General features: G+C 56.6%; 15 protein-coding genes. All 15 read right to left on the bottom strand.

What is annotated here, in order from left to right; all coding sequences use genetic code 11:
- Nucleotides 1-10: 10 nt before the first annotated feature.
- The 15 genes from HMPREF1147_RS02945 to HMPREF1147_RS02875 all read right to left on the bottom strand — a co-directional run bounded on the left by HMPREF1147_RS02945 (nt 11) and on the right by HMPREF1147_RS02875 (nt 13,172).
- Nucleotides 11-925, bottom strand: coding sequence for a MinD/ParA family protein (locus tag HMPREF1147_RS02945; protein ID WP_009657680.1), 915 nt, complete (start codon nt 923-925; stop codon nt 11-13).
- Between the two features lies 1 nt (nt 926).
- A complete protein-coding gene (gene flhF / locus HMPREF1147_RS02940; protein ID WP_009349246.1) occupies nt 927-2,345 on the bottom strand; it encodes a flagellar biosynthesis protein FlhF in 1,419 nt (472 codons plus the stop codon).
- Entirely contained in the window at nt 2,346-4,430 is a 2,085-nt protein-coding gene (gene flhA, locus HMPREF1147_RS02935) for a flagellar biosynthesis protein FlhA (protein WP_009657708.1), read from the bottom strand.
- A gap of 121 nt (nt 4,431-4,551) precedes the next feature.
- On the bottom strand, nt 4,552-5,676 hold the full coding sequence (gene flhB, locus HMPREF1147_RS02930) for a flagellar biosynthesis protein FlhB (protein WP_009438832.1): 1,125 nt from the start codon (nt 5,674-5,676) through the stop codon (nt 4,552-4,554).
- Nucleotides 5,639-6,421 carry a flagellar biosynthetic protein FliR gene (gene fliR, locus HMPREF1147_RS02925; protein ID WP_009349249.1) on the bottom strand — a complete coding sequence of 261 codons (783 nt, stop codon included), beginning with the start codon at nt 6,419-6,421 and terminating at the stop codon, nt 5,639-5,641. The genes flhB and fliR overlap by 38 nt, the downstream gene beginning before the upstream one ends.
- A 12-nt stretch (nt 6,422-6,433) precedes the next feature.
- The gene (gene fliQ / locus HMPREF1147_RS02920) at nt 6,434-6,703 is read right to left on the bottom strand and encodes a flagellar biosynthesis protein FliQ (RefSeq protein WP_009349250.1); all 270 of its coding nucleotides are present in this window, start codon (nt 6,701-6,703) and stop codon (nt 6,434-6,436) included.
- A 14-nt stretch (nt 6,704-6,717) separates the two neighbouring features.
- Nucleotides 6,718-7,485 carry a flagellar type III secretion system pore protein FliP gene (fliP, locus tag HMPREF1147_RS02915; protein WP_009349251.1) on the bottom strand — a complete coding sequence of 256 codons (768 nt, stop codon included), beginning with the start codon at nt 7,483-7,485 and terminating at the stop codon, nt 6,718-6,720.
- Nucleotides 7,486-7,499: 14 nt separating this feature from the next.
- Nucleotides 7,500-8,015, bottom strand: coding sequence for a flagellar biosynthetic protein FliO (locus tag HMPREF1147_RS02910; protein WP_009349252.1), 516 nt, complete (start codon nt 8,013-8,015; stop codon nt 7,500-7,502).
- Nucleotides 8,015-8,377 carry a response regulator gene (locus tag HMPREF1147_RS02905; RefSeq protein WP_006692844.1) on the bottom strand — a complete coding sequence of 121 codons (363 nt, stop codon included), beginning with the start codon at nt 8,375-8,377 and terminating at the stop codon, nt 8,015-8,017. Before HMPREF1147_RS02905 ends, HMPREF1147_RS02910 begins: the two co-directional genes overlap by 1 nt.
- A 160-nt stretch (nt 8,378-8,537) precedes the next feature.
- Nucleotides 8,538-9,725: a flagellar motor switch phosphatase FliY gene (gene fliY / locus HMPREF1147_RS02900; RefSeq protein WP_037350346.1), complete on the bottom strand. Its 1,188-nt coding sequence runs from the start codon at nt 9,723-9,725 to the stop codon at nt 8,538-8,540.
- Nucleotides 9,715-10,719, bottom strand: a complete 1,005-nt coding sequence (gene fliM / locus HMPREF1147_RS02895) for a flagellar motor switch protein FliM (protein ID WP_009657666.1) — start codon at nt 10,717-10,719, stop codon at nt 9,715-9,717. The genes fliY and fliM overlap by 11 nt, the downstream gene beginning before the upstream one ends.
- 39 nt (nt 10,720-10,758) lie before the next feature.
- Complete coding sequence (fliL, locus tag HMPREF1147_RS02890) at nt 10,759-11,280, bottom strand: flagellar basal body-associated protein FliL (RefSeq protein WP_009349255.1); 522 nt, start codon at nt 11,278-11,280, stop codon at nt 10,759-10,761.
- 119 nt (nt 11,281-11,399) lie between these two features.
- Complete coding sequence (locus HMPREF1147_RS02885; protein ID WP_009438920.1) at nt 11,400-11,600, bottom strand: flagellar FlbD family protein; 201 nt, start codon at nt 11,598-11,600, stop codon at nt 11,400-11,402.
- Nucleotides 11,601-11,753: 153 nt separating this feature from the next.
- The gene (gene recO / locus HMPREF1147_RS02880; RefSeq protein ID WP_009438874.1) at nt 11,754-12,482 is read right to left on the bottom strand and encodes a DNA repair protein RecO; all 729 of its coding nucleotides are present in this window, start codon (nt 12,480-12,482) and stop codon (nt 11,754-11,756) included.
- A gap of 3 nt (nt 12,483-12,485) precedes the next feature.
- Nucleotides 12,486-13,172, bottom strand: coding sequence for a DUF502 domain-containing protein (locus HMPREF1147_RS02875; RefSeq protein WP_009438795.1), 687 nt, complete (start codon nt 13,170-13,172; stop codon nt 12,486-12,488).
- Nucleotides 13,173-13,188: the final 16 nt, after the last annotated feature.

Genomic DNA, 13,188 nt, shown 5'->3' with positions numbered 1-13,188 from the left:
TCCTCCCTGTTCAGGTTGAAAACTTAAAAATTTGTTGTAAAAAACCTTTCCATCCACGCTGAACTTTCATTTCCGTTCCTGTGACAAGCGCTTTCGCGAGCGCCTCGATGCAGCGTGCCGCGCCGCTGCCCGGTTCCGCCTCGATGATCGGGGTCTGCCGCCGTACCGCTTTGGTCACGACGGTATCCTCAAAGACATAGCCGAGACACGCAACCGGCATATGCAGGAATTTTTCCGCCGCACGCTCGAGTTTTGCCATCACTTCGCGGCTTTCTTTCGGCTCATAGACGCGGTTGATGATGAGCCGGAGATTTTTCTGCACGGCATAGATGCTGTATGCCTTCATAACTGCATAGGCATCCGTGAGTGATGTCGGCTCCGGTGTCGTGACGAGCAGCACCTCGTCTGCAGCGAGGATAAAGTCCATCACGTTGCGCCCGAGCCCCGCGCCTGTGTCCACGATGATGATGTCAGCGTGTGCGGCGCAGTCCGCAAGCTTTTGCTGAAGCAGTAATTTTTCGGCATGATCGTAATCCATCGCTTTTTCGATGCCGGATCCGCCGGAGATGTATCGGATGCCGTACGGCGTCTCCACCATGACGTCCGTGAGGCCGACGTCCGGTCGGAGAAGATCCAGCAAATGCTTGCGTGACGCAGCGCCGAGCAGGACATCCACGTTCGCCATGCCGAGATCCGCATCGATGACAAGGACGCGATGCCCCATGCGCTTGATCGCGATGGCAAGATTGACCGCAATATTTGTCTTGCCGACCCCGCCCTTGCCGCTGGTAATGGCGATCACGCGCACATTTGCCCATGCCTCCGCCTGTGCGGGTGCGAGCGGCGCCAGTGTCTGTACGGGATCCGGCGTCTGCGCCCCGTCGACACCTGCCATTTGGCGCAGGCGCGTTGCCTGATCTGTCATGTCATTCCCTCAACAAGAGTTCCGCCAGACGCTGTGCCGTCGCCGGAATGATATCGTCCGGCACGCTCTGACCGTTCGAAAGGAACGACAGCGGCAGCTCCTTGCCCGCGAGAAGGTTCAGCACCACGCCGACGCTGCGTGTTTCGTCCGTCTTGGTAAAGATGATGCGGTCGGGCTTGCAGGCGGAAAACCGCGCCATGATCTCTGCGGCATCCTGCTCCTTCGTCGTGGCGCTCACGACAAGATGTTTTTCCATACGGGGATGTGCGGCGAGCAGCTGCTTGAGCTCGTCCATTTGGAAGTCGTTGTACTGGCTCCGCCCCGCCGTATCGACGAGAATAAAATCTTTGCTGCGGTGGCGGGCAATCGCCTTTTTGAGATCTGCAGCGGAATAGACAACCTCGACGGGGAGTCCTAGAATCTCCGCATATTTTTTGAGCTGCTCCACGGCGGAGATGCGGTAGGTATCCGCCGTGATGAGCGCCCCCTTGAGGTTCTGCTCGAGAACGAAATGAGCCGCTACTTTGGCAAGCGTCGTCGTCTTGCCGACGCCCGTTGTGCCGATGAAGGCAACGACACGCGAGCCGTGCGCACCGAGTCTCAGCCCGTCGGTGAACTTCATCACCTGTGAGAGATACCCCGCCAGAACCTCCTTAGCTCGTGGGCTGAGACTGTCGAGGTTAATATCGGCGACGGGCACTTTCGCGGCAAGCTCTTCGCGAAGCTCCTTCCGCACATCCTGCCGCTTGAGCGCATCTCGGATGGAGACAATCTCTTTGGGCTGCGACGCTGCCATCATCGCGGCAAGCATCGTCTTCATCTGCGCCAGTTCGTCCTCAAGCAGACGAATCCGCGCGGCAGACGCATCGTCCTCCTCATGTTCGGCATGAGGTTCCGCGAGCGGCTCAGGCTGTGTCGCAGGGGGTGGTACGTGCTGCGTATAGGACGGCGGTGCAGGCTGCTCCACCGGCTGCGGCTGCAGCGGCGCGGTTTGCTGCACCGGTGCCGCAGCGGGGGGGGACTGCAGGTTCATTGCGGCCGCGGTCCCGTATCCATCCGCTGCATACATTGATTCCTGAGACTGATACGCGGGTGCATAGGTATCATACCCCTGCGGCACCGCGGCAGGAGCCACACCGACGGTTCCCCCTGCGAAGGCTTCTTCGTTCATGCGGTACCGCTCCGCCGCATTCGTTGGGAGAATTGGTGCAGGCGGCGGTGTATATGCCGCTGCAGAACGCGGCACACGAGACTGTGTCTCATCCACCGCCGCCGTCACCTCGATCATCTCCGCGCCGCCGAGCATACCGCCTTCACGATATTTTTTTGTATGAAGGAGTACGGCATCGCTGCCGAGCTCGTCCTTGATCTGCTCCATCGCTTCCTTCACCGAGGAAGCGCGTACGGTCTTGACCTGCACTTAGATTCTCACCACCCCAAGGATTTGTATTTCAACATTCTGTTCAATTTCCGCATGGGAAAGGACGATGAGTCCGGAAATAGAGCGCTCGACAAGATTGCGGAAATAGGGACGCACGGTCGGGCTCGTGAGAACAATGGGCTGATACCCCTGATCCGTGAGCTTGTTGAGCTCTTCCTGCAAAACCGTGAGCAGTTTCTGCATAGAGTCCGGATCGAGGCTGACATATGATCCGTGCTCTGTGCGCTGCACCCCGCCCGCGATCTTGTTCTCGAGTGCGGGGTCGAGCGTGATGCACGGCAGTATGCCGTTCTGCACGTTCTGCTGGGTGATATGCCGCGCCATCGTATGGCGGACGTACTCGGTGAGGATGTCCGTATCCTTGGTCGCCGCGCCGTAATCGGCAAGAACTTCGAGGATCGTACTCATATCGCGAATGGAGATGCGCTCGTGCAGGAGATTTGCAAGTACCTTCTGCACTTCGCCGACGGTAAGCAGATTCGGGACGACCTCGTCCACAAGTGCACCGTTGGTCTTGCGCAGATTATCGAGAAGGTTCTGCGTCTCCTGACGCCCTAGGATCTCATCGGCATGCTGCTTGATGATCTCCGTGAGATGCGTTGCGAGCACGGAAACGGCATCGACGACAGTGTAGCCGTTGAGTTCCGCCTGCTCGCGCTCGTTCTCCGAGATCCAAAGGGCAGGCAGTCCAAACGCCGGCTCAACCGTCTCAATGCCCGGCACTTCCTCAAAGACCGTGCCGGAGTTCATCGCGAGATAATGGTCGAGCATTAGCTCGCCGCGCGCAATCTCAATGCCTTTGAGCTTGATGATATAGGCATTGGGCTTGATCTGGATGTTGTCGCGGATACGGATGGTCGGGACGACAAGCCCGAGTTCAAGCGCACACTGCCGCCGAATCATGACGATGCGGTCGAGCAGATCGCCGCCCTGTCCCGTATCGACGAGCGGGATGAGGCTGTAGCCGATCTCGAGTTCCATCGGATCGACCTGCAGGAGCGAGACGATGTTCTCGGGCGTCGTTGCTTCTTTTTTCGCCTTTGCCTTCTGCTCGACCTTCTGGACTTCCTGCACCGCCGTTTGACCGCGGTGGAGGTTCCACGCAATGAACGCGCAGGTACAGGCAAGCGCAAAGAACGGGATGCCCGGAAGCCCGGGCATAACGGCAAGGAAGAGCAGGACGCCCGAAAGGATCATAAAGATGCGATCGTTGCGGAAGAGCTGCTTGACGAGGTCGCTGCCGAGGTTCCCCTCCGCTGCCGAACGGGTCACGATGATACCGGTCGCCGTCGAGATGAGCAGTGCCGGAATCTGCGCGACGAGTCCCTCGCCGACGGTGAGCAGCGTGTAGGTCTGGAGTGCCTGTGCCGCGTCCATGTTGCGCTGGAGCATGCCGATGACGAAGCCGCCGCCGATGTTGATCATCATGATGACGATCGCCGCGATCGCATCGCCCTTGACGAACTTTGAGGCACCGTCCATCGCGCCGAAGAAGTCGGATTCGCGCTGTACTTTCTCACGGCGCCGCTTTGCCTCGGCATCCGAAATAGCGCCTTGGTTGAGGTCGGCGTCGATTGCCATCTGTTTCCCCGGCATCGCGTCAAGCGTGAATCGCGCCGAGACTTCGGCGACGCGCTCGGATCCTTTGGTGATGACGATGAAGTTGACGATGACAAGGATAACGAACACGATGAAGCCGACGACCGCGTTGCCGCCGACAACGAAATTGCCGAATGCGGTGATGACCTCGCCTGCATAGCCGTTGAGCAGGATAAGACGCGTTGAGGAGATGTTGAGTGCCAATCGGAACAGCGTTGTGATGAGGAGCAGAGACGGGAATACGGAAAGGTCGAGCGCCTCCACATTATAGATTGCCGACATGACGACGAGCAGGGCAATCGTGATATTGAGGCAGATGAGTATGTCCAGGATGATGGTCGGCAGCGGAATGATCATCATAATGACAATCGTCACAATGGCGACGGCAATCAGAACATCACTATACCGTTGTATGAGGTTGCCGGATGAAAGCGGATTGATGCTGCCGGACTGCGATGCTGCCATACCCTCACTCACCCCTTCTTTCCCATTTCCCTTTGGAGTGCAACGGTTGCCGTCACGATCTCCTTAATATTATATCAAATATTCCAAACACGTCAAATGCTAATATGACTTTTGTCACGGATTATGCGCCGCGCCTTGCATGTTTGAGCCGGTAGACGTAGGCAAGCACCTCGGCAACCGCTTGATAGAGCTCTTGCGGAACGGCATCGCCTACCTGCACGGCAGCATACAGGGTGCGTGCGAGCGGCTTATTCTCGACGATGGGAACGCGCGCCTCGCGTCCGAGTTCCTTGATGCGCTGCGCGACGAGATCCTGTCCTTTGGCCAGGACTGTCGGTGCGACCATTCCTTTTTCATAGGCCAGCGCGACTGCGTAATGCGTCGGGTTCGTGATGATGACGTCCGCCTTCGGCACTTCCTTCATCATGCGTGCCATTGCCATCTGCCGCTGCTTCTGCCGGATCTTCCCCTTGATCTGCGGATCGCCCTCGGTTTGCTTCATCTCGTCCTTGACTTCCTGTTTCGTCATCTTGAGATCCTGCGTCGTCTGCCAGTTCTGGTAGCCGTAGTCTGCGACCGCCATGATCATGATCACGCCGATGACGATGAACGCCATCCGGAAGATGATCTCGGCGACAAGCGCAAGACTCGTCGTCAGGTCAAAGAACATGAACTGCGGCATTGCAATGATTTGCTCGTGGATGAAGCGGTAGAGGAAAAATCCTATGACGAGGATCTTAAAAAAAGATTTCGCGAGCTCCACGAGGGAGCGTTTTGAAAAGATACGTCCAAATCCGTTGATGGGATTGAGCTTATCGAGTTTGAACTCGATGGCCTCCGTGTTGAAGTTGAGACCCACCTGAAAAAAATTAACGGCAAGCCCGATGAGCATAATGAAGAGCATGATCGGCAGCGCGGTCTTGGCAAGGATCTCCATAATCCCGATGAAGAGCCGTACGATGTTTTCCGTATCGACCGGTTGATTGAGATTTGCGAACACGTAGGTCGTGTACGATGCGATCGCAAGGTAGATAGAATCCCAGAGAAGCTTCAGCGAAAAGAAACCGATGAGGAGGACAAACGCCGTATTCAGCTCTTGACTGCGTCCGACCTGCCCTTTTTTGCGGGCGTCGGCGCGCTTCTTTGCAGTTGGTTCTTCCGTCTTTTCCCCGCCCGCGAAACGCTGGAGGTCGAAGACGAATGCGCGCTTATTGCAGGGCGCGTATCGCAAGCGATATATTTCCATACATTTCATTGAACAGCACATCCAGGAATAAGACATAAAACGGCATGATCATCGAAAGTACAAAAAGCCCGATCATGAGCTGCATGGGAATACCGACGACAAAGATATTCATCTGCGGCATCGTCCGGGAGAGGATACCGAGTCCGACGTTCGTTAGCAGAATCGCGAATGTGATCGGCATCGCAATCTTCATGCCTGTGAGAAAAATTGTCCCCGTAAAATTCGCAATGATGAGCGCGAGGGAAATATTTGCCTCCAGACCCGCGAGCGGGACGGCACGAAAGCTTTCCACAAGCGCCGCGATGAGCATGTGGTGCCCGTTCGTGACGAGCAGAATGATCACCGCCAGATTATAAAGAAAACTTCCGATGAGCGGGATCTGCTGACCGGAAGTCGGATCTACAACATTGACGACGGCAAAGCCCACCTGCATGTCCATGACCTTGCCCGCCATTGTGATGGCGGCAAACGATATGTAAGCCACAAAACCGATCAGCCAGCCGATGAACAGTTCTCCGAGTACCGCCGCGCCGAACATGATGATGCTTGGCGGCGTTTCGGGCGTGCCGAGTCCGTCGACTACGGGAAAGAGGACAACGCTCATTGCGAGCGCGATGCCGACGCGAAAGAACATAGGAATATTCATGCTGCCGAAAAAAGGCGATATGAGAAAGATGCCGCTGATGCGCGTCAGCATGAGCAGGAACGCCGCGATATGACCTTGGAGCAGCTCATAGAGATCCATGTGCCCCTCCTCTTACCGCAGGTATTGCGGCAGATTGACGAAAACATTGGTCACATATTCCACCATGATCCGCAGCATCCACGGGCCAAAAATGAGAATCGCGACAAAGACCGCCACGATCTTTGGAATAAAGGCCAGCGTCTGTTCCTGAATGGAGGTTGTCGCCTGAAACACCGCGACCAAGAGACCGACGATGAGTCCGAGCCCAAGCATCGGGGCGGATACCAAGAGCACGATCATGAGCGCTTCTTGGGCAAGCTGGATGACCAAATCTCCGGACATCGCTTCGCCCCCCGTCAGCGGAAGCTCATGATGAGCGACTGGATCAGCAGATGCCACCCGTCGACCATCACGAACAGCAGTATTTTGAACGGCAGCGAAATCATGACCGGCGGCAGCATCATCATGCCCATCGACATCAGCGTACTTGCCACAATCATATCGATGACAATGAACGGAATATAGATCATAAAACCGATTTGGAACGCGGTCTTGAGCTCACTGATGATGAACGCGGGGATGAGCGTAAATGTCGAAACGTCGTCCGGCGAATTGGGACGCTCCGCATCCGAGAGGTTCACAAAGAGCGCGAGATCCGATTCCCTCGTTTGACGGAACATAAAATCACGCATGGGCTCTACGACATTTTCAAGTGCTTGTTCCTGTGTGATCTGCCCGTCGAGATAGGGTCGGATGCCGTTCTCGTTCGCCTGTCCCCAATAGGGCGCCATGATGTAGAACGTGAGGAAGAGCGACAGAGCGAGTACCACCTGATTCGGCGGGACGTTCTGCGTCGAGAGTGCATTGCGCAAAAAACCGATGACAACAACGATGCGTACGAAGGACGTCGTCATGATGAGCATTGCCGGCGCAAGCGAAAGCACCGTAAGCACCGCGAGGAGCTGCATACTCGCGGCAACATCCTGCGGATTCTCCGACGTCCCCACGTCGAGACTTACGGTTGGAATGAGCGGCGCGGCGCTTGCATGTCCCGCAAGACAAAGCAAGAGCGCCGCTCCCGCAAGAGCAAGCAAACTGCGCCGCTGCAAAGCTGTCCCCCCCATTCCTCTCAGCCCCCTCACCTGCGAAAGATCGGAGGTATCTTTTGAACGAAATCCGAGAGCGAGCCGAACTGCTCGCTGAAAACGCCCGTCCCTCCCGCGGCGGCGTTCGCGCGAATCTCCTCCAGTGTCTCCGGATCGTCAATCTCCGTGATGAGGCGGATGCTCTGATCCGTTACCCCCAACACAAAAACGCGCCCGAAGAGCTCCACAACGCAGACCGCGCGGTTCGGTCCGAGCGGCAGCTGCATATAGACCTGTCCCCCGCGTGCCGCAAGCGTTCGCATAGAGCTTTTCCCATAGGCGCGCGCAACAAAATAGGCAAGGATGACGACGAACGCGAAAACAGCAAAAAGGCTGACCACATAGGCGACCGTCGACCACCATGATACGGCCGACGGGCGCGGGTCAGCCTGTTCATAACCGGCTAGGTATCCGCCGCCCGTCTCACCTGCGGCGGACACGTCCCCTGCATATAGTGCAAGAAGCGTGCATCCGAGCAGTAAGGACAGAAAAAATATCCGTTCTTTCATCAGCCGACGGCTTTGCGAATAGCCTCCAGCACGCGATCCGCTTGGAACGGCTTCACAATGAAGTCGCGTGCGCCCGCCTGGATCGCCTCGATGACCATCGCCTGCTGCCCCATCGCACTGCACATAACAACCTTTGCCGCAGGATCGACTTTCTTGATTTCCTTGACGGCGGTAATGCCGTCCATTTCCGGCATCGTGATATCCATGGTCACGAGATCCGGTTTGAGTTCCTGATATTTCTCGAGTGCCTTCATCCCGTTTTCTGCCTCACCGACGATTTCATAGCCGTTTTTTGACAGGATGTCCTTGACCATCATTCGCATAAATGCTGCATCATCAACGACCAAAACGCGAGTTGCCATTTTCTCATCTCTCCTTACACTTGACTCAGAGCATCCCCATCCAAAGGGCACTGAACGCGCACACCGTGATGTTGGGTTTAATCGCTACCCATTATAACGAAAAGTGCCGCCTGTGACAAGGACTTTCTATGCTTCTTTCAAAAGATCGCCGCTCTCCCCGCTATTGGAGACGCGCGGCGCGTTCCAGCGGACTGACAATCTCCGTGATGCGAACGCCGAAATTCTCGTCAATGACGACAACTTCGCCCTTCGCCAGATACTTGCCGTTGACCATGATATCCACGGGTTCACCGGCAAGCTTGTCGAGTTCCACAATCGATCCTTTTGTAAGATCGAGAATGTCCTTGATGGACTTCTTGGTTCGGCCAAGCTCCACGTTCACCTGAAGAGGTACGTCGAGAATCAGGCCGATATTCGCGTCGTTGACCTGTACGGGAACGCTGCTCAGCGGAGTGAACTGCGCGGACTGCACAGGGACGTTCGATGCTACATGCGGCTGCATAGGCGGTGCTCCATATCCATAGTTTGCGGGTGCGGCAGGTGCGGCGGGCGCCGCTGCCATAGGCGCGGGCGCTGCTGCAGGCGCTGCCGCCTGTGCCGCCTCGATCTCCGCACCTTCATTCTCCACGTCGGGCTGCTGATTCATCAGTGCGTCAACCATGCCCTTTGCGACATCAAGCGGCAAAAGCTGCATGATCTCGCTGTCAATGAGGCCGTCGACTTCCATGCGGAACGACGCCTGCACAATCGGATCTGCCTTATCAAGGAGTTTCGAGACGACTTCTTCCGTTCCAAGGTCAACAAGCGTCACAACGGGCGGGGTGATATCCACCTTTTTGTTAAACATGGAGGAAAGCGAGGTTGCAACGCTGCCCATCATCTGATTCATGGACTCGCTGACCGCGCTCATATGGATTTCGCTGAGTTCTTCGTCGGGATTCGTCCCGTCATTCCCCATCATGAGATCGGCAATAATCGCCGCGTCGCGCGCTTGGATGCAGAGGACATTGTTCCCCTCGATGCCGATGCTGTAACCGACCTCGACGACGAGGAACGGAATGGGGTACTTCTCCTTCAGCTGGCGGAGGTTCGAGATCGATACCGTCGGCGTTGTGATGGAGACCTTGCGTCCCAAGAGGACAGACAGCGTAGTCGCCGCTCCGCCCATGGATATATTTCCGATTTCCCCGAGCGCGTCGCGCTCCATATCGGTAACGCCCGCATCCTCGGCAGAGGATGTGCCTGCATCGCCGGACGGTGCTTCCTCCGCGGGCGCTGCTGCGTCGCCGACCGATCCGCCGCTGAGGAGGGCATCTATTTCCTCCTGCGAGATCATTTCATCGCTCATTCGCGTCTTCATCCCCTTCTATAATGCCGGATATCTGCACGGCCATCCGTTTCCCCGCCGTGCCCGGATGCGCACGGAACTTTGCGTTCGTACCGACGTAACAGACGAGTTCATCTTTTGCCAGCGTATCGAGCTGAAGCACATCGCCGAACCCGAGCGTGAGGAACTCGTTGATCGTGATATCCACGGTTCCAAGCTCAACCGAAAACGGCACCCACGTCCGCTCGATCTTTCGCTGGAGATCCGCCACCTGGTCGGGCGAGCTTTCCCTGTCGACGGATGCCGCCACCCAGAACGATGTTGTGAGTTTGGACATGACCGGCTCGAGCACCAGATAGGGAATGCAGATATTCATCATTCCCTCGACATCTCCGAGCTTCATGTGGATCGTGACCAGAACGACCATGTCGCTGGGCGGTACAATCTGCGCAAACTGCGGATTTGTCTCCATCGTCTCGAAGTTCGGGCGGAACTCCACGACGTTGCTCCACGCCTCACGGAAATAGTTGATCACCGTGTCGATGAAGCGCCGCATTACCGCGCTCTCAATATCCGTCAGCGCGCGCGACTTGACACTTGGCTTCCCCTCTCCGCCAAAGACGCGGTCGACGTATGCAAACGCAATATCCGGCCCCACCTCAATGATGATGTTTCCCTTGAGCGGCGGCAGCGCAATGATGCCGATCACCGCCGGGTTCGCCATCGATTGGACAAATTCCTGATAGGTCATCTGCTCAACCGAAAGCACCTCGATGTTGACCATCGTCCGCAGACTTGCCGACAGATAGGTGTTCAAGAGACGCGAAAAACTCTCGTGCAGCATGAAGAGCGTGCGAATCTGATCTTTCGAGAACTTATCCGGTCGTTTGAAGTCATATACCTTGACTTTACGCTCTTCTTCCTCCGCCTTGACTTCCTCGGCGGAAACCGAGCCGTCCGAAAGTGCCGAAAGCAGCTTGTCTATTTCGGATTGAGACAGTACGTCCTCAGCCAAGACCCTTCCCCCTTCCCTTTGTGCAGTGTTTCATGTTGCTTACTGCAGCAGGAAGCTGGTGATGTAAACATCGTAGACGGAGCCTTGACCCAAACGATCGTTCAGCGCGTCTTTCAGCTGCTTCTTCAGTTCATCCTGCTTTGAGGCGTCGAACTCCTCGAGCGGTGCGGCTCGCAGGAACTGCATCGTCGTATCGAGAATCTTTGTCTCGGCGACGGAGCCGACCTTGCCGTCGACCACATTGTCCTTTTTGCCGGGATTTAGTTCCAACACAATGCCGGCCTTGAGGAATTTGCCCGCACGACCGCCGCCGACATTGACAAGAACGCCCTCTTTCGCATCGCCGAGCTTGTAGAATACGCCCGGATCATGGTGCGACGCGCCGCTCCCCGATTCCTCCGCGTGAGACGGAGACTCCGCCTGCGAAAAGATATAATACGAGATACCGCCGGCTGCCGCCACTGCGACAAGAACCGCCACAACGACCACGACGATCATCATGAGCATCGGCGATTTTTGCTTCGGCTGCTCCGCTGCCAGTTCTTCCTTTTCCTCCGCCATGAGTAAATTCCCTCCCTAAAAATGACCACGAAGTCATACGGACTCCACATTGGGGCACTCCCTTGCCGCATGAAAGAACATTGTTCTTCCATTATAGCAAAGGAATGGAAATTCGCCAACTAATTTTGATGAAGTGCACGGCGATATTTGATGGTACGCCGCACAATTTCCTCCATCGGCTCCTCGACGATCAGCTTTTTGCCGTTGGTGAGTGTCACCACGGTATCCGGCGTCTCCTCAATGCTCTCGATGATTTCGGCATTGAGTACAAACTCCCCTTTTTTGTTCGTCTTGGAGTTGAACTTCGTCAGCATGATCATGACAGGCTTCCCCTCCGTTCCCCTCTTCAGTCGCTCGTAAATTTGCATATAAAAATACATGCAAATGACTACCTGTATATTTTCGCCGTCGTCTTCTCTTTTCCTTTTTTTATGAGCGTTTTTTTCATGATAGCCTAAATATTTCCGTCCGCGTTATGTCAGCTGCGTTAAAAAATCAAGGGATCGCAGGGGATGCCCCGTCAGTTCCTGCACATGGGCGAGCACAATGCGCTCCGCCGCCATGAGCGTCGCGCCGCGCACGGAAAGGGGCGCAGGATGCGCCCAATTGAGCGCCGAAAGCCCCGTGAGCAGTTCCCGCAGTTCCGCCGGAAAGTCCGCCGCATCTGCCGTGCGGCACGAGGGACAGAGCGCGCCGCCCTCGCCTGCATGAAAGAACGCGTCGCCTGTAATCTCTGTGCCGCAGTGCAGACAGCGTTCATAGGTCTGACGAAGCCCCGCCGCAGAAAGAATTTGAAGCACGGCGGCAAGTGCGGCAACACGCGGATTGCGCCTCTCAAACGCCGTGAGAATCTCTGCGAGCCGGTCAAAGAACTGCTCGTCCGGTACCCCCTCGGGCAGGAACTCGCGCACGACCTCGGCGACAAAGGTTGCGTAGGCAAGCGCGGTGAGATCCGCCGAGAGTTTCGCATGATGCGCGCGGACAACTGCCGTCTTGACGGTCTCAAGCCGAGGTCCCTCCGCGAGCTGGAAATCGGCGTGGACAAACATCTGCATCGCGCCTGCAAGTGCGCTGCGCGGTCTGCGGCAGCCGAATGCGGCGGCACGCAGCATCCCGCGCTCGCGCGTGAACACGGTCATCACCTTATCTGCCTCGCCCCAGTTCTTTGCGCCGAGTATGATACCCTCCGCCGTGTAGAGCACCGGCTATTCCTCCCGTGCCGCACGCTGTGCGGCCGCCTGCTCCGCTGCCTGCGCCGTCAGCTGCTCCATTTTTTTCTGCACCGCCTTCTGTGCCGCCGTCACGCGTGCGTCCGAGAGCGGCATCACTGCGCCCGCCGTCAACATGTACTGGAGCGCTTCTTCCTTTGGAATATTGAGATCGACGACATCCTCTTCCGGTACGAGGATCGTTGTCCCCGAGGTCATATTGAGACTCCACGGTACAAAGACGCAGATGTATTTCGTCTCGCCCATCGCCTGCTGAAACCGCGGCGGGAGGTCGGACATGACGAACCCGAGCGCACGTGCCCCTTGGAACGGCACATGCACGACGCGCTTGAAGTTGCTGCTCGAGTCAAGCACCGCCTCGGAGAGTCGCTTCACGCTCGTGTAGACGAATTTCACAAATGGAATCGTCCCTATCATATTCTCGCCGAAAGAGATGACAGAGGCGATCACCCAGTTCGTCGACGCCCAGCCGACCGCATAGATAACGGCGACGAGCGTAATGATGCCCATGCCCGGGAAGTAGAACGGCAGATACTGCCCGAGCACGCCCTCGGTGAAGCGCAGCGTCCACTCGATGACAAAAACCGTGATGATGAGCGGCACAATGACCAAAAGCCCGTTGACAAAGCGGCGCGAAGCTCTGTTTACCGCTTTGCGGTACATGCGGTTCAGCGTAATT

Source organism: Selenomonas sp. FOBRC9 (assembly GCF_000287655.1).
In the GTDB taxonomy this organism is placed as follows: domain Bacteria; phylum Bacillota; class Negativicutes; order Selenomonadales; family Selenomonadaceae; genus Centipeda; species Centipeda artemidis.
Note: the sequence above shows the minus strand (reverse complement) of the source record. Positions and strands in the feature narration are given on the sequence as shown.